The sequence below is a fragment of the Bacillus sp. MMSF_3353 genome, assembly GCF_030733445.1.
Lineage (GTDB): Bacteria > Bacillota > Bacilli > Bacillales > Bacillaceae_G > Bacillus_A > Bacillus_A wiedmannii.
In genome coordinates, this window is the sequence record NZ_JASHJA010000003.1 from 427,678 (window position 1) to 444,795 (window position 17,118).

At 38.0% G+C, this 17,118-nt stretch carries 12 protein-coding genes and 1 pseudogene; 6 read left to right on the forward strand and 7 right to left on the reverse strand.

Features of this window, described 5'->3' with window-relative positions:
* Positions 1 to 38 precede the first annotated feature (38 nt).
* Positions 39 to 722 (forward strand): DUF2278 family protein, encoded by a 684-nt coding sequence (locus tag RBB48_RS10280; RefSeq protein WP_306007605.1) that lies wholly within the window; start codon positions 39 to 41, stop codon positions 720 to 722.
* Positions 723 to 736: 14 nt separating this feature from the next.
* On the opposite strand, the gene RBB48_RS10285 is transcribed toward RBB48_RS10280, so the two are convergent.
* Positions 737 to 1,570 (reverse strand): hypothetical protein, encoded by an 834-nt coding sequence (locus RBB48_RS10285; RefSeq protein ID WP_046958289.1) that lies wholly within the window; start codon positions 1,568 to 1,570, stop codon positions 737 to 739.
* Between the two features lie 199 nt (positions 1,571 to 1,769).
* Between RBB48_RS10285 and RBB48_RS10290 the strand changes: the two genes are divergently transcribed.
* Together RBB48_RS10290 and RBB48_RS10295 are read left to right on the forward strand one after the other, a co-directional pair.
* Positions 1,770 to 2,555, forward strand: coding sequence for a zinc ribbon domain-containing protein (locus RBB48_RS10290; RefSeq protein ID WP_097890425.1), 786 nt, complete (start codon positions 1,770 to 1,772; stop codon positions 2,553 to 2,555).
* Between the two features lie 19 nt (positions 2,556 to 2,574).
* A pseudogene (locus RBB48_RS10295) lies at positions 2,575 to 3,809 on the forward strand (TcaA 3rd/4th domain-containing protein).
* Between the two features lie 37 nt (positions 3,810 to 3,846).
* On the opposite strand, the gene RBB48_RS10300 reads toward RBB48_RS10295, so the two are convergent.
* Positions 3,847 to 4,275, reverse strand: a complete 429-nt coding sequence (locus RBB48_RS10300; RefSeq protein ID WP_088062526.1) for a hypothetical protein — start codon at positions 4,273 to 4,275, stop codon at positions 3,847 to 3,849.
* A 199-nt stretch (positions 4,276 to 4,474) separates the two neighbouring features.
* Here RBB48_RS10300 and RBB48_RS10305 point away from each other — a divergent pair, with 199 nt between their 5' ends.
* The 3 genes from RBB48_RS10305 (at position 4,475) to RBB48_RS10315 (ending at position 7,108) form a co-directional block, all read left to right on the forward strand.
* Positions 4,475 to 5,809 carry an FAD-dependent oxidoreductase gene (locus RBB48_RS10305; RefSeq protein ID WP_079245213.1) on the forward strand — a complete coding sequence of 445 codons (1,335 nt, stop codon included), beginning with the start codon at positions 4,475 to 4,477 and terminating at the stop codon, positions 5,807 to 5,809.
* A gap of 100 nt (positions 5,810 to 5,909) precedes the next feature.
* Entirely contained in the window at positions 5,910 to 6,398 is a 489-nt protein-coding gene (locus RBB48_RS10310; protein WP_306007606.1) for a GNAT family N-acetyltransferase, read from the forward strand.
* A 299-nt stretch (positions 6,399 to 6,697) separates the two neighbouring features.
* Positions 6,698 to 7,108, forward strand: coding sequence for a DUF3908 family protein (locus RBB48_RS10315; protein WP_000996802.1), 411 nt, complete (start codon positions 6,698 to 6,700; stop codon positions 7,106 to 7,108).
* A gap of 30 nt (positions 7,109 to 7,138) precedes the next feature.
* On the opposite strand, the gene RBB48_RS10320 is transcribed toward RBB48_RS10315, so the two are convergent.
* The 5 genes from RBB48_RS10320 to odhA all read right to left on the reverse strand — a co-directional run bounded on the left by RBB48_RS10320 (position 7,139) and on the right by odhA (position 16,947).
* Complete coding sequence (locus RBB48_RS10320) at positions 7,139 to 8,680, reverse strand: SagB family peptide dehydrogenase (RefSeq protein ID WP_088062529.1); 1,542 nt, start codon at positions 8,678 to 8,680, stop codon at positions 7,139 to 7,141.
* A gap of 16 nt (positions 8,681 to 8,696) precedes the next feature.
* Positions 8,697 to 10,646: a TOMM precursor leader peptide-binding protein gene (locus tag RBB48_RS10325; protein WP_087984771.1), complete on the reverse strand. Its 1,950-nt coding sequence runs from the start codon at positions 10,644 to 10,646 to the stop codon at positions 8,697 to 8,699.
* Positions 10,643 to 12,562, reverse strand: coding sequence for a putative thiazole-containing bacteriocin maturation protein (locus RBB48_RS10330; RefSeq protein ID WP_306007607.1), 1,920 nt, complete (start codon positions 12,560 to 12,562; stop codon positions 10,643 to 10,645). The genes RBB48_RS10325 and RBB48_RS10330 overlap by 4 nt, the downstream gene beginning before the upstream one ends.
* A gap of 125 nt (positions 12,563 to 12,687) precedes the next feature.
* Positions 12,688 to 13,947, reverse strand: coding sequence for a 2-oxoglutarate dehydrogenase complex dihydrolipoyllysine-residue succinyltransferase (odhB, locus tag RBB48_RS10335; RefSeq protein ID WP_000569906.1), 1,260 nt, complete (start codon positions 13,945 to 13,947; stop codon positions 12,688 to 12,690).
* Between the two features lie 132 nt (positions 13,948 to 14,079).
* Entirely contained in the window at positions 14,080 to 16,947 is a 2,868-nt protein-coding gene (gene odhA / locus RBB48_RS10340; RefSeq protein WP_046958279.1) for a 2-oxoglutarate dehydrogenase E1 component, read from the reverse strand.
* Between the last annotated feature and the right edge of the window lie 171 nt (positions 16,948 to 17,118).

Sequence of the window (17,118 nt, forward strand, 5' to 3'; positions counted from 1 at the left end):
ATGAAAAGCTTCTACTAAATGAATAGGAGATGAAATGTATGCCCCTAAAAAACTACGGTGTGTTAAAAGGTACAGTTATACAATCAAAGATTGGAAAAGGGAAAACACCTCATTATCAAGTTCATTTACAGGGAGAGACAGGAGTAGATTATCGTATTGCAATTAACGTAAAATCGCAAAGTTATCCGTCAGAAGTTTTATATTTTGCGAGTAACAATATTAAGTCAGAGGCGATTCATATTTTACCGACATTACCATTCGGTTTTACAGAAATAAAAAACAATGAACCGAAAGTAGCTTTAGATTATGTAAGAGGAAATCTATTTGACTCAAATCAAATGATTCCTTTGCCTCCCGAAAAAGCAGGAGCAGATAATGATTTAAATGAAAAAATAGAGCGTTATATAAAACGAGCGGTAGAAGAAAAAGCAATTATTTATGCGTTCGGTGAAAGATGGGGACCAGAAGAAAATACACCTGATTCTTACTTTTATTTCGAGCCAGGAAACGGTATACACGATATTCATATGAATCAAGGGAATGTAGAGAAATGGAAAGGTGATAATGGTATATGGCAAGACGGGGGAATACTTATTCACTTTGAAAAGGAAGAAGAATGGCTCGGTATCTTTCTTGCCTTCCAATCACAGTCATGGTGTACTGATGAAGAAGGACATGCTCGTGTTCCGGTTGAGCATTGTGATTATAAGGGAAATAAATGATGAGAGGAGGGCGTTCAAAACGAACGCCCTCCTCTTATTTTATAAAACCCAAAACTAACAAGTGTAGAAATACAAGAGAACAGCAGAGCCACACTAGAAAACGCAATGAGGTACATATTATACTTCATCACTTTTCCAATGAGCTGGTTACTGTCGTACTGAAATAGTCCTGCTATTATGTTGAATAAAAATAATACGATAAACATGACGATAACACCGTCTATTGATCCTTTAATATCTGGTTTACTTAAAGCGATATGTGCAGAAATACAAATGGCGATAAATAAAAATAACCAAAAAGAAGGATTTAATAAATTACTTATTGTAAATAAGCTTTTCAATAATACAAACGTCGATAAAAGCATGTTTTGAACCATTTCTATATTAATAGAAGTAGAAGCGATTGTTTTTTCGAGGGTTGTATTAAATAAGAAATATGAATTTGGTACGAAATAGCGCATTAAAAGGATTAACGCAGTAATACCGGAAATAATAGGACCGATTCCAATGAAGAAGTTCCCAATTCGTTGATATACACTTTTTTGATTGTATTGATGTTGTACGTAGCCTAAAGCACCTTGGCTTGTATCTGTTGGGAAAAACTGCGTTGCTACAATTTTATGACGAAATAGTACACACATAATGGCATGTCCAAGTTCATGAATAGGAACACCAATCCACGCCGTTAAAAGGAATCCTTTTCTTCCGAAAGCCCTTGACCAATACATGCGTGTGAGAGATTCTAAATAACCTAATAGAAATCCAATTACAATGATAACGCCAATTAAAGAAAATAATTGGATTACGCTTGTAAGGAGTATTTGAAAAATTGAGTTTACTAATTCCATTGCCAGTCATCCAATCTGTTAAAAATGTTATTTGTTCTGTTTCATAATAGCATTATTTTTCAAGATTGCTAGCACATATATTTTCATTTGAAAGAAGGATTTCATAATCTTTTTCTTGTAGTCATGTTTTATGTACAAAGTCATATATTGAATTTGTAACACCCTATATGGTATCTGCTTAAGGGGGGGGAATGCGATAATGAAATGTCCGGCGTGTCATACGGAAAATACAGCAGAGGCAAAATTTTGCGGGAATTGTGGACATTCGTTGACGGAGGAAGCCGTAGCGAGTGGTGCACAGGAGGAAGGTGAGCAACAAGCACGCGTAGCACTAGCAGAGGAAACTCGATCAAATGAAACGGTAGAGCAAGCGAAGCGGTTTGCAAGTGGCTACTTTCAGTTTTTTAAACACGCATTACAAGCACCGACAGCTATTATGAAAAGTGGCAAGGTTGAAGTACGAAATGGAATTGTAAGTCTTGTTCTTATTTGTTTTTTAGGGGCATGTATTTTTTATAGAATGATGAGTGCTGCAGCAGCTGTTACGAAAACATTTGCACCAGATATATCTACCCCTACATTCTTTTTGGACTCTGTAACGGTCTTTTTATTTTTACTCATTTTAACTTTATTTGTCGGATTTATTATTGTTGTCAGTGGGAAGATGATGAAATCATCTTTTTCGTTTCTTGAAGTATTTGGAATATGGGGAACGATAGCAACTCCGGTAATTGCTATATTAGTGCTTTCTTTTCTGTTTAGCTTTTTATTAATCTTTTTCTTACCAATTTTATTAGGGCTGGCTACAACATATATGGGAATTAGTATAATTGTAGCTACAGTAAAACTAGATAACGGTGGATTAGATCTTGTTTACACTCTTTTTATCGCAAATATTTTCATTGGAATTGCAACATTCATTGTACTGTGGTCTTACATTAGCACGATAATTCAAACCTTTACACAGGGATTAAAGGGCCTCTAAAGAAAAGGTGGTTGAATGGATGAATGTATGTACAAAGTGTGGGACTCAGCTTGAAGACGGTGTGCAATTTTGTCAAAGCTGCGGGAGGAAGAGGGAGAGTCTTGCAGTAAAGAAGAAAATGAGCAGCGGTACAAAGGTTGGCATTACAATTTTAACATTACTTGCTGTAGTGATTGTTGGACTGTATTTGTACGGATCATCGTATTATAAGCAGGCGGCACAAGTAGATCGGATCATTACTATTTTACAAGAGAGGAACGGGGAGAAGTTAGCTGAAATCGTCACGGCAGATGATCCATCAGTTACTGTAACGAGAGAGAGTCTAATGCCACTATTTTCGTATATAAAAGAAAATCCATCTTATGTGAATGAATTGAAAGAACAGTTGAGGATAGGTGAAAAACAAGGGAACGGAATCGAAAGAGCAGACTTTTCGTTAACGAAAGACGGAAAGTATTTCTTTTTATTTGATCGGTATAAATTGAAAGCGAAGACGTATTATACGACATTGCTTACAAATGAAAAAGGTACATCTTTAAAATGAACGGAAAAGAAATAGATAAAACAGATGACAAAAAGTTTGAGAAGCAATATGGACCGTTTCTTCCAGGAACTCAAGTGTTTCAAGCAGAATATAAAAATGATTATGTGAAACTATCACGTGAAGAAAAGGTTGTACTTATGAAACAAGGTCAAAATAACGTAACGATAGATTTAACGTTGCAAGGACAATATATTACGGTTCAAACGAACGTGCCTGGTGCAACATTGTATGTGAATCAAAAACCAGTTACAGCGCTGGCAGGAGAAGAAATTACATGGGGGCCTGTAGCAACTGATGGAAGTGCGACGATTTATTTAGAACGAAATGGAGAAAGTGGAAGGGAAACGACAAAGGTAGAAACGGTAACGGCACTTTCGTCTTATAATCTTCCATTCGAAAAGAAAAGTGCGGAAAAAACAGTTGTTTACAATGTTACTCCGCCGCCTACGACTCGGTATGTATATAATGGTTTCATCTTCCCGGATAGTGATATTCGAAAACTAACGAGTGCAGAATTAACATATTTATCGAAAGAACAGTTGAAAATTGCTAGAAATGAAATATACGCAAGACATGGAAATATTTTTCAAACGAAAGATATGCAAGCGTACTTTTCAAAACAGTCTTGGTATAGAGAAAATCCGTATTTTTCAGGAACGTTAACCAATATTGAATCCTATAATGTGGAACTGATTAAAGCAAGAGAATAAACATGTGAAAAAGGTACAGTGCATAGCTGTACCTTTTCTATGGTTTTTTAGCTGAACCAGGATCCCTTGAAAAAAAGATATGAAAGAGGAATGTGACTTTACTTGCTCCTCCTGATGTACTTGCTTGCACATCAGATAATGCACTAGATGTTAACACACCTTCAGAATGAGGCGGTACCACTATTTTGAGGGCATCATCTGATTCTGATGATGCAGTAACTGTTATTGTATCATCAGATAAGTTTAAAATTTTTACAGTACCGATTGGTAAGATAGACTTGCCAGCGTGTGATGCTGAAGCGAAGTGAGAGCCTTTCCAAATCGTTTGTGCGAAGGTTTCATCATTAGATAACCAAGCGCGAGCGCTGTATAATGTTGCGTTAATGGAAAATTCTTGGTCAAGTGACACGGCGGGTTTCGGTTCTTGCGGTTCCTCTGGAGTTTGAGCGAGAAGGCCGGCACACATATATGTTTCACCTACTTTCGATAGTTACTGTTATAGCATATTAAACATGTTATTTATAAGACACGACGGCTACCTATTCAGGCATAGGTTTGTGCACCAAATTTGAAGATGAAATTATCTTTCTTTACAATGGAAGTAGGTGTTATTTCTGAAAAATATGGAAAACGTAAAGAGTATGTAGAAAAGAAGGAGTGGTAAAGTGAACTATGTCATTATTGGCGGAGATGCAGCTGGTATGAGCGCAGCTATGCAAATTGTTAGAAACGATGAAAATGCAACTGTTGTAACGTTAGAAAAAGGTGAAATTTATTCGTACGCGCAGTGTGGGTTACCATATGTCATTAGTGGTGCTATCGCTTCAACGGAAAAATTAATTGCGCGTAATGTGAAGACGTTTCGTGATAAATACGGAATTGATGCGAAAGTACGACATGAAGTAACGAAAGTAGATACGGAAAAGAAAGTGGTGTACGCAGAGCATACGAAGACGAAAGATATTTTTGAATTTCCGTACGATCGTTTATTAATTGCAACTGGCGTACGTCCTGTTATGCCAGAGTGGGAAGGTCGAGATTTGCAAGGCGTTCATCTTTTAAAAACAATTCCAGATGCTGAGCGTATATTAAAAACGCTAGAAACGAATAAAGTTGAAGATGTAACCATTATTGGCGGTGGTGCGATTGGACTGGAGATGGCAGAAACATTCGTCGAACTTGGTAAGAAAGTAAGAATGATTGAGCGAAATGATCATATCGGTACGATTTATGATGCAGATATGGCTGAATATATACATAAAGAAGCAGATAAACACAATATTGAAATTTTAACGAATGAAAATGTGAAAGCATTTAAAGGAAATGAAAGAGTGGAACAAATTGAAACGGATAAAGGTACGTATAAAGCAGATCTTGTTTTAGTATCGGTTGGAGTGAAGCCGAATACTGATTTTCTTGAAGGAACAAATATACGTACAAATTATAAAGGGGCAATCGAAGTAAATGCATATATGCAAACGAATGTGCAGGACGTATATGCAGCTGGTGATTGCGCAACACATTACCATGTTATAAAGGAAATTCATGATCATATCCCGCTCGGAACGACTGCCAATAAACAAGGGCGACTTGCTGGACTGAATATGCTTGATAAACGAAGAGCATTTAAAGGTACGTTAGGTACAGGTATTATTAAATTTATGGATTTGACGCTTGCAAGAACAGGTTTAAATGAAAAAGAAGCAAAAGGGCTACATATTCCGTATAAAACAGTCAAAGTAGACTCCACAAATATGGCGGGCTATTATCCTAATGCGAAACCACTTTACTTGAAATTATTATATCGTTCTGACACGAAACAATTATTAGGTGGACAAGTAATTGGAGAAGAAGGTGTAGATAAACGAATTGATGTGATCGCAATGGCACTTTTCAATAAAATGAGCATTCACGATTTAGAAGATGTCGACTTAAGTTACGCACCACCATATAACAGCGTTTGGGATCCAATTCAGCAAGCGGCAAGGAGAGCAGAATAGCACTTTTTAAGTGCTATTTTTTTCGTTAAAGGGGAATCATTATTTTTGGCGAAAGAAGCGAATTGGAAATAGTTATATATAGGGAAGGGGATCATTAAAAATGTTTGTAACACTTCAAACAGTTCAAGAATCAGAAAAAGAAATATTACGTAATTTATATGCACTATATCTTCATGACCTCTCTACATTCACTCCTAATATAAAGATTGGGGCAAATGGATTTTTTGAATACGAAGATTTGTACATGTTTTGGGAAAATGACGGAATCACTCCGTATTTTATTAAAAGTAATAATGATATTGTAGGATTTTTATTACTACTGGAACGTCCATTTTTGAAAAAAGAAAATGACTTTTGTATTAATGACATTTTCATATTGAATCAGTACAAGGGAAAAGGAATCGGTAAACAAGTTATTGAGAATTTACTAAAAGAGAAACGAGGACAATATTTCGTTATCGAACTTGTGAAAAATGTACCAGCTGTTTCTTTTTGGAAGAAAGTATATAGGGAGCTAAACATCGAATTTGATGAAAAAACACAGTTAATCGATGATGAAGAATGTCTCGTTCAAACGTTTAAAATATAATGAAATCGGTGCCTCTAGTAGATTAATTTGAAATTTAACTTTATCCTGCATTAACGGGCAGTTAGACCCCCACCTCAAAATTCAGCGAAAGCAAAGAAGCTAAGTGGGGGGCGGGCTGCCCGTAAAAGCCCGATTGGTGAAGGCTGATAATCAGTGGGGGATGAAGAAAACCCCCACTAATTAAAGTTTCACTTTATTTCGAATATACCGTTCGCCCTTGAAAACATAGTACTTATCGCTTATATTTTCATATAGTATTTATTTTTTAATAAAGCAATGATCGAACCAGGGGGCACAGTATGGCAATTAACATGAAAACAATCGAAGAATGGATTGCTGAATCAAACGCAAGACAAGAAGAAGACTTTGGAAACGTTGTTGAAGAAATGAAAGAAGTATGCGTCGGACTTGATAATGCGACATTAATTTATACGAAAAATGTATTTTGTTTCGGTAAGAAAGTAGAAGTATTGTTCTTCTTCCAAGATCATGTCGTGATTGGACAAGAAAAAGATGAATATGTTGAAATCGAAAAATTAAAGTATGAAGCAATTACACATAGCAACTTAAAAACAAATGACAAAAATACAACGTTAGAATTAAAGTTTGCTAACGGACAATCTATCAATTTAGATAGTTTAAATGATAACTATGGTACGAAAAATTGGTTATTCGCGAGACAAATTAAGAGTATTTTTAAATTAATCTAGTAAAAAAGCACGCCGTCCACCGGCGTGCTTCTAATTACGCAAATCCCCTTTTAACCAATTCCGCGCTCGATACGCCCCAACAGGAATTTGAATGAGAGACGTTTCATTTCCAGTATCTATCCCGTATAACTGATCACATGAATTTGTATTAAAACTTAGTAATGGATGCCCGCCCATCCCCATCGCGGTTGCGGCGAAAACGAGTTTATGAACGAGTATGCCAGCTTCCATTTGGTGAATACGGTATCCTCTATAGCCTAATGCATTTGTATAGTAATCTTTCTTTCCGACTACATGTAGGCAAAGCGGTACTTGAAAAAGATTTACGTTATCCATCGTCATACTGGATTGAAGGGGATAACGAAGGTCTCCATATCGAAGTGGCTGTATGGAATGTGTTTTACTGTTATAAGAATAAGCACCGTTCTCTATATCTTTTACGTTATAAAAGCATCCATATAATGAGACCCGTGCATTTTCATTTACATACTGACCATCAAGGTCGTTGTAATAAGGGAAGGAGAGACTCGCTTCTTGTAGTAAAGTAGCGAGCTCGGCTGTATCCCATTTCGTGAAAGTAAAGTCAGCATCAGGGGAATACCGTTCTTTACAAAGTTGTAAGAAATCATACGATAACCGTTCTACTTGCGGCAACTGTACAGCGTGCGCATGATGTTGATAGTGCTCTTCATGATGTAGTGTTTGGAAGTGTGCTGTCGATTCAATCATAGAAGCTTCATTTATTTTTGTTAACATTGGATATTCATTTACATGTTTTGAGCGAACGAAATGTTCGTGTGCTAACGGCGGAATTTGCTGTAACAACTCATGAGAAGTAACTGTTTTATTTTCACGGTAATCATTGTGAAACCAATTCGTTTGCGGTTCTGTACTTAAAGGAACGACAGCATACACACTTTCTTCGCCTTCTGACAGTCCGAGTAAATGATTGATTGCACGGTCTAGAAACTGAAAGTATACGCCATTTGTGTAACCGAATTGTTTGGCACATGCAAGTAATTGTCCGATGAGAACACCACTATCTAATCCTTGAAGTCGATACGAAAAATTATTGTATTTAAAGTAGTTTTTCCAAAACATAGTGGATACGAATGCAGCGCCAAAACAAGACTGTATGTTACAACGGTTGCCAAGTGCTTCTGTAATGTAAGAATCGAAATTTCCTTCGCGAAGTAAAATAAGTCGGTGGTGCGCAGCGTCGTAATGGTAAATACCGTCTGGATAATCATCGATCTTTAAATATATATACAATTCATTTGGATATAAAGCGCCGCCTGAAGGGATAGATCTTCGGAATAAAATTTTTTCGCTATTTAGCTGACATAACTGTGTTAAACCAAATGAGGACCAAAGGTAATGACCAATCTCCTTCAAAGTAGGTGTAGTAGAAGAGTTAGGTAAAGATAATGGGATTTCTAAAGAGAGAGGAATGATAGGTACATTTCGGTATAATTTATAAGGAAGCGGTGCATCTTCCCAGTCCACTTCATGATTCGGCATAATTTCATCGATAGAAAAATGGAGATGATGTAAAAAAGTATCCAGCTGCATAAAATCCCCCCCTTTACTATGGAAACGGATGCGGATGTGGATTTAATTGTTCATTCGTTAAAGGTTCGTTTGTATATCCAAGTGTCATCGGCACAGTATATACTCTATCCAGTCCTGTAACTCGAATGAGATGGTGACCGAACGTCATCGGTAACATGCCTGGAATAATGACTTTTACGCAATGTAATCCGTTTTTTTCTATAAGAGGTACTGTTTGATCTACAACGATTACGTCAAGTCCAGATTGCTGCAGGCGGTTTAAAAGTTGATGAAGATCGGATGTTAAATCTAGATCAACTGATTGTAATGCATTCATTTCTTGGAACGATTGCACCGGGGCATCGTCACGTAAAAGAAAGTGAAGACGTTCTTCTGCTTCTTTTAATCCGTACAGCATACTATGGTCTTCCATTTTATTTACGAGATAAGGGTCTTGTAAGCAGTTTTCGTAGTGCTCTCTTTTTTGTTCGAGTTCATCGTCTGCTATTAGTAACATGCCTGCTATTTCATGGATGGCACTCTTTAAAGCGCGGACAGGGTCTAAATGAGAGCCTCCCGCACAAACAACGTTCATTCCATTTTCACGCGTATTTTTCGCAATTACCCATAAGCTTGGGATACCGTGTTCCATCGTTGCGTTAAAAGCATGTAATTCATACCCAGTAATCGTGTACAGCCGCTGAATCATTAATTGTAATTCCGTATCATTTGCTGAACTAAGATCAAGGCGAGGGAGAGGTAATTCGGCATACCAAGTGAGCAAAAAGGCGTCACGCTCTACAATTTCTAAAATGCCATGAAAAATTGCTTCTTCTAAACTACCACCAATTGCACATCCATTTGATGTTTCATACACGAAAGCATCTCGATGACCGAGGCTATAATAAGCAATTGATTCAGGAACTAAAAGTGGCCGGTTTTGTAATAAAGAGTAGCCCCATACCCAGTTTTGTTCATAGTCAGGATCAAACGGTTTAAACGGAAAACTATTACGATTATAATGTTCATTTGTATGTACACCGAGCAAGAGGGGATTAAGTGCATGATCCTCTAACTCACGAAAACTGCCGTGTACATTTGTCTTTTTTCCTCGAGGTGACATACCACAATATCGTTCTAAACCTTCTAAAATAGCAGTCGCTTCACTCATTGCAAATGAATGAGTTCGGCCTGCAACACCTTCATTTCCAAACATTAATGGCATGTTTATAATAACGTCAGCAAATGGTAATAAAGAATGCTGCATTTTTCCGTTCAACATACCGACGCGATAATCTAAATAATCTCTCGTTAAAAATGTGTTTAGTTCATGAATGGAACGACAGCGATATGCTGCTTCGCTTGTTTTTAAGCTCGGTTGTAACGAAATCGCTGCTGCATCTGCCGTATCATCAGGCAAATTGCTACATACAGGGCAGAGCGGGTCGGGAAGAAAAGAATGCCGCGTACATTGCAGTGTTTGTAAGTTTAGTAAAATGAGTTCATTTTCTAAAGAAGAATGGTTATGAGTTAATATTTTCTCTGTTTCTGCACGAATAAGATGGCACATTTGTAACATACCATTTTGGGTGGCACGTACATCACGCCTTGTTACATTATCTGCCTTTAACGCATATTTCCGCTGTAGTGCCCACATTTCTTGTTGATCAAATCCAGCGATAAATCGGCGTCCATCAGAGCAGTTGGAACAGCCAGTTGCAAGAGGATGAATGTAAGGACCGATAATACCTTCACCAAATGAAGTGAATGCACGTAGCCATGGAATATGATTCGACCGAAACATTAGCTCGGCATCATGATGAATAGTAGAAGGAGAGCCATCATGTAATACGAGAGCGAGATGAATATTTTCAGGGAGTTCTTCTGTAAGGTTATGTTGGCGAATGATAGAATATTGTTTGCATAGTTGATCATGTACATAGTTTGCAAGTAAGCCATCTCCTATAAGCAATATATTTTGAGTCATAGACTGTCCTCCTTTGCAATTAATACACCGTACACACCATCTAAGTTTTCTTTCAAAAATGATTCAATGGCTAAATCAAACACGAATGGATAAAAATTATGTTCTTCTAAATGTTGCAAGGCAAGCTGTACAGATTGCGTGCTTGGAATTTCTCCTTCTTCTTGTATTTCTAATCTAAAAGAATCAGTATCATATAAAATAATCGATGATTCAGGCAAGATATTAGCTCTATAAGGAGTCTCTTCATTTTGAATATGAAGAAGTGATAGTTGTAGTGCGTTTCGTAAGGCTAACGTCATATTAATATTAGATGCACCGTACCAGCGATCATTTATACCGACCCAAACGACAGGAAAGCTGAGAATCTCTTCACTCATTGCTATTTTAGGAGGTTCATGAATTGTAGAGAGAGCATCGTAATAAAATCTACAATGTTTATCATGAATTGCAGTTAAATCAATCGTCGTAATTTCTTCTAGCATATGTGACTGCCGCTCATACAATTTATTATTTAAATGTTGTTGTAGCGCCCGGTATACACCTTCTGTCATCGTTTCTCCAGCGCCAATACCGATATCATTATGTTCAGGAATAAGGCGGTGCATAATTTCCGCTACATATGTTTCAATTCCTGCTAAACCAGCTTCTCGGCGCGCTTCATTATGAGTTAAACCACCACAAGTCATAAGAGGCAGGAGGGAAGCAGGACCATCTGATAGTGGAGTAGCTACTTGAATATGGCATTGTGATAACGGTAATTGATATGAATCTTGTTCATCCCATACATGGAATAAACCAGCTTCTTTAGAAGTTAATGAGTCGAAAAAGCGGAATAAATCAGTTGAGGTATGTTGGTTGGACCGCTGCTCAAGTTGTTCAGAAAGATTTTCTATCGTATCAATTGTAAAACTTTCATCAGTTGCGAGAGGATGTTTTATAAAAGGATGCCATGCTCCTTCGAGTGTTTCGTAATTTAATAAAAAGAATTGTGGTTCTTTTTCTCGGTAAGAATCATCAGCGACATGCTTAAGTAATTCAAATACGATTATATTTGCTAACATTGCAGATGGAAGTGGTGAAAATGATGCTGATGAATGTTCATTTTGTAAAGTTGTTTCATGTAGCCGATGCCATGCGGATTCCCAGCATTCTTCACGATTAGCTGTTACGATAGGGCCGGCTATACCAAGTGCTGATAAACAGACGGCAGGTATGAAGTTCTTTCCTACTTCTCTACAAATCGTGTGAACTGCTCTTAGGCCTTCAATATCTCCATTTTGAGAAACATACAAAATCCAGTCGAAAGGCTCGAACACTTCATGCAGGGGACGATCAATTGTCGTATCTATTTCCTGAACTAGGACATGATCATCAACTTCATGTGCAAGTTCTACTAGCTCATGAATGCGATCGTAATTTGTTTCCTCATAATCTGTAACAAGGTAATGAAAGGTAGGTAATCCTGATTCTAATAAAGAAGAAACTAAGGAAGTAAGCATATCTCCAGAACCAATTATAAGGACGTTTGCCGCGCGATACGTTTCGAATTTTAGAGCGCCTGAATGAGAATCAGCTTCTAAAAATTCAATTTGTGAAGCGTATCTATCAAGTAATGCGCTATTTAATTCATGAGGTGCATCTTGACTTACATCCCGAACGAAACCATTTTCATATAAAATCTCTCCAATTTCAAATACACGATTTTGATAGGGGAGAGGGAGACCATCGGTTATTTCTGCTAAAGAATAATTCCCGTTAAACATTGGCATTAATTTTTCAATCCAGTTGTAAATTCCATCACCGTCCATACGAAATGAACTGGCATTATTTCGAAAATAGACACCCCCGTTTGAGTCGGGGAGGAAAAAAGTATCCTTATTTGCTTTAAGTTTTGCATCAATTGGAAGGTTATTCATTTTAATCCTCCTTACGTTTTAGGCATACATTATTAGCTTATGTAATGAAATTTGTCCCATATGAATGCAATAAAAAAAGGCTGTAGAATAATTCATTCTACAGCCTGTAATAGATTATTAATCTATCAACCTTCTAATAATAATGATTTTGGATCTTCAAGCATATCTTTAACAGCAACAAGGAAGCTAACTGCTTCTTTACCATCAACAATACGGTGATCGTAAGATAAAGCGATGTACATCATTGGACGGTTTTCCATACGTTCTGCATCAATTGCAACTGGACGTACTTGGATTTTGTGCATTCCTAAAATACCTACTTGTGGGCTGTTTAGGATTGGTGTTGACATTAGAGAACCGAATACACCACCGTTTGTAATTGTGAATGTACCACCTTGTAACTCTTTTAATGAAAGTTTGTTATCGCGTGCTTTCATACCTAAATTACGAATTTCGCTTTCGATTTCAGCGAAGTTTAATTGGTTAGCATCGCGTACAACTGGAACAACTAATCCATCTGGAGCTGCTACTGCAATACCGATATCATAGAATTTTTTAATGATAAGCTCATCGCCTTGAATTTCAGCATTTAATAATGGGAATTGTTTTAATGCTGCAACAACTGCTTTTGTGAAGAATGACATGAAGCCAAGACGTACATCATGTTTTTTCTCGAAAGCATCTTTACGCTCTTTACGTAATTCCATGATTGCAGTCATATCAACTTCGTTAAATGTTGTTAACATTGCAGATGTTTGTTGAACTTCTACAAGGCGTTTTGCAATTGTTTGACGGCGGCGGGACATTTTCACGCGCTCAACTGGTTTTTCGAATTCCGTTTTTGCAACTGGAGCAGGAGCTGGACTTTTTGGAGCAGCTGGTGCTTCTTTTGGTGCGGCAGCATGAGCTTGTACATCGTGTGGTCTCACACGTCCAAGTGGATCTGTGCTACGTACGTCGTTTAAGTCGATACCTAATTCACGAGCCATTTTTCTAGCAGCTGGTGATGCGATAGGACGGTTCGTATTCGGTAAACCTTGTAAAGTTGTAGTTTGCTCAGCATTTGGTGCCGCAGCTTTCGGTGCTTCAGTTGTTTCTTGTTTTGGCTGTTCAGCAGCCGGTGCAGGTGTACTTACTGCAACCGGTGCTCCGTTTGCATCTAAAATTGCGATGGTTGCACCAACTTCAACTGTATCCCCAGGTTCGCCTAGTAACTTCGATACAATACCTGAATCTTCTGCAATGATTTCTACATTGACTTTATCAGTTTCAAGCTCAACAACGCTGCCGCCTTTCTCAACTTTGTCGCCTACGTTGATAAGCCATTGTGAGATAGTTCCTTCAGTAATAGATTCTGCAAGCTCAGGTACTTTAATTTCGATCATTTTAAATGTCCTCCCCTTATTTGCCTAACGGTGTGTTTTTTCTTCTTTTGTCTTCGGTAATCTCCATTTGTTAGCCTACCCCCGGGCAGAATATCTGTCCGGGGAGCAAGCTAGAAACCTTCATTGTTACTTTCAGTTGCTGAAAACTTCAATTTCTTGTTTATCTTGACGGAAGTTATACTTCACATCTAAAGCGTGTGCAACAATTAGTTCTTGCTCAGCTTTGTGAGCGAATGGATCGCCACCAGATGGGCTAGAGCGATCTGGGCGTCCAATGTAACCTGTTTTCACTTTATCTCCAGCAAGTTCGAACAGAATTGGAGCCATGTAATGCCATGCGCCCATATTACGAGGTTCTTCTTGAACCCAAATAATTTCTTCTAAGTTTTTAAAGCGTTTAATAATAGATTGAACTTTCTCAGCAGGGAATGGGTACAGCTGTTCAATACGAACGACATGAACTTCATCTAAGTTATACTCATGTTTACCAGACTCAATTTCTGCTGCTAAGTCAATCGCCATTTTACCTGTGCTTAAAACAAGACGTTTTACTTTAGTTGGTTTCATGCCAAGGTTTTCTTGTTCTAGAGCAGGTTGGAAACGTCCTTCGCTTAACTGACTAGCAGTTGAAAGCGTAAGTGGGTGACGTAATAAACTCTTCGGCGTCATCAATACTAATGGTCGAACAGCTTCTGTTCCTAAGATAGATGCTTGACGACGTAAAATATGGAAGTATTGTGCCGCGCTCGTTAAGTTTGCAACTGTCCAGTTATTCTCAGCAGCTAACTGTAAGAATCGTTCTGGACGTGCACTAGAATGCTCTGGTCCTTGACCTTCATAACCGTGCGGTAATAGAAGAACTAAACCAGATTTTTGACCCCATTTTGCTCTTCCTGCTGAAACATATTGATCAAATAATGCTTGCGCAGTATTTGAGAAGTCACCATATTGCGCTTCCCACATAACAAGAGTTTCTGGAGCGAATACGTTATAACCATACTCGTAACCAACAACAGCAGCTTCTGATAACGGACTGTTATGAACAGAGAAGGATGCATTAATGTTTGGCAAGCGATGTAATGGCGAATATGTTTCATTTGTATCAGTATCGTGTAATACGATATGACGGTGCGCGAATGTACCACGCTGTGAATCTTGACCAGTTAAACGAATTGGCGTACCTTCTTGTAAAATAGAAGCGAATGCTAATGACTCAGCAAGTGCCCATTCAATTTTACCGTTCTCTTCAAGAGCGTCTTTACGGCGTTCAAGAATTTTCTTTACTTTCGGATATACGTTAAAGCCTTCTGGCCAAGATAGTAGACCTTCATTAATTGCACGAAGTGAGTCAATCTCAACACCAGTATCAATTGGCTGAATGCCTTTTGCAACAACATCTGGCACTTTAACGTCAATTGTTGCAGCGCTCGTATCAGCTGGCGGTACTTGTGCATAGTCAGATTTTAATTGCTCTTGTATAAACTGAGTCATTGTTTCAACCTCATCTGCATTTAGAACACCAGCAGCTTGTAATTGATCTGCATAAATCGCTCTTACAGTTGGGTGATTTTTAATCTTTTTGTACACTTGTGGTTGCGTAACTGCTGGGTCATCCATTTCGTTATGACCGTAGCGGCGGTAACCAATTAAATCGATTAAGAAGTCTTTTTTAAACAATGTACGATATTGAATCGCAAGGTTAGCAGCAGCAAGACAAGCTTCTGGATCATCAGCGTTCACGTGAACAATCGGAATATCGAAACCTTTTGCAAGGTCACTTGAATATTTCGTAGAACGAGAATCATAGCTATCAGTCGTAAAGCCAACTGCATTGTTTGCGATAACATGAATTGTTCCGCCTGTTTGGTACGCGTTCAATCTGCTTAAGTTCAACGTTTCAGATACAATACCTTGACCAGGGAATGCAGCATCACCATGAACTAAAATTACGAATGATTTTGAAGTATCTTGTTCTGGAAGACCAGATTTTTTACGATTCTCTTGAGCCGCACGTGCAAAACCTTCTACAACAGGGTTAACGAACTCAAGGTGACTTGGGTTATTTGCTAATGTAACGCGAGTGCTAACTTCTTCGTTACTAACGACTTGTTCTCTACCTAAATGGTATTTCACGTCGCCAGTCCAGCCAGAATTTGCCACTGCGCCTTCTATTTTTGCATGTTTGAACTCAGCAAACATGTGACTATATGGTTTTTCTAATACGTGTGCAAGTACGCTTAGACGACCGCGGTGAGCCATACCAATCATGACATCTTCTACGCCGCCCTTTGCACCTTCGAGAACAATTTCATCTAGAACAGGTACAAGCATATCAACGCCCTCGATAGAGAAACGCTTTTGCCCAACGAATGTTTTATGCAAGAATTGCTCGAAACCTTCAACAGCTGTTAAACGTTTTAAAAGAGCAGTTCGTTTTTTATTTGATAGTGGTTGACGCAATGAATTTGATTCCACCATTTGATGCAACCACGCGCGTTCTTCACTATCTTGTATATGAGAAAATTCATAAGCTAAAGATTTTGTATAAACGTCTTTTAATCTATGAATTACATCAAGTGCAGTGTGAATACCTTCTGGTGCATCTTGCCATACTGTTTTCGCTGGAATCGCTTTCAAGTCAGCATCGCTCAGTTCGTTCATTGCTTTCTCAAGAAGAGATTGTCCATTAGCAGCATCTTCCATCGGATTGATGTGAGCCAACGTATGCCCGAATGAACGAATTTGTTCAACAAGCTGAACGACTTTAAGAATTTTTTCAATGTTCCCTGTGTTTTGAGGAGAAAAATGTGTTGCTGTGTTGTCCCCTGTTACGACATCATCTTGAAACGAAGGAGCTCCAAAAATTTCAAAAAGCTCTTGTAATTCCGGATCAACAGAACCTGCTCCAGTTACGTAAAGATCATACTGCTCAATAACATAACCAAGGTTCGGACCATGGAACTTGGCCCAAGGGTTTGTCGTTGTATTCTTCCTCGTCATTTGTTTAAACCTCCCAATGCATATAATCCTTTTTCCAAACAAAAGGTGCATTTTGCTCTTTTCAATAATTGATGAACCAACAATCAATGTAAATGTTTTCTTTATTCTTATGTTATTACAATAATTTACATAATACCAAACACTATTACTTATCTGTTTTGTAAAAAAACA

Bases quoted from the DNA above. Each gene is read 5' to 3' on its own strand.
- RBB48_RS10285 (WP_046958289.1), bottom strand. From the start codon at position 1,570: ATGGAATTAGTAAACTCAATTTTTCAAATACTCCTTACAAGCGTAATC.
- RBB48_RS10330 (WP_306007607.1), bottom strand. From the start codon at position 12,562: ATGAATAACCTTCCAATTGATGCAAAACTTAAAGCAAATAAGGATACT.
- RBB48_RS10300 (WP_088062526.1), bottom strand. From the start codon at position 4,275: ATGTGTGCCGGCCTTCTCGCTCAAACTCCAGAGGAACCGCAAGAACCG.
- RBB48_RS10320 (WP_088062529.1), bottom strand. From the start codon at position 8,680: ATGCAGCTGGATACTTTTTTACATCATCTCCATTTTTCTATCGATGAA.
- RBB48_RS10280 (WP_306007605.1), top strand. From the start codon at position 39: ATGCCCCTAAAAAACTACGGTGTGTTAAAAGGTACAGTTATACAATCA.
- RBB48_RS10325 (WP_087984771.1), bottom strand. From the start codon at position 10,646: ATGACTCAAAATATATTGCTTATAGGAGATGGCTTACTTGCAAACTAT.
- odhB (WP_000569906.1), bottom strand. From the start codon at position 13,947: ATGATCGAAATTAAAGTACCTGAGCTTGCAGAATCTATTACTGAAGGA.
- odhA (WP_046958279.1), bottom strand. From the start codon at position 16,947: ATGACGAGGAAGAATACAACGACAAACCCTTGGGCCAAGTTCCATGGT.
- RBB48_RS10310 (WP_306007606.1), top strand. From the start codon at position 5,910: ATGTTTGTAACACTTCAAACAGTTCAAGAATCAGAAAAAGAAATATTA.
- RBB48_RS10315 (WP_000996802.1), top strand. From the start codon at position 6,698: ATGGCAATTAACATGAAAACAATCGAAGAATGGATTGCTGAATCAAAC.
- RBB48_RS10290 (WP_097890425.1), top strand. From the start codon at position 1,770: ATGAAATGTCCGGCGTGTCATACGGAAAATACAGCAGAGGCAAAATTT.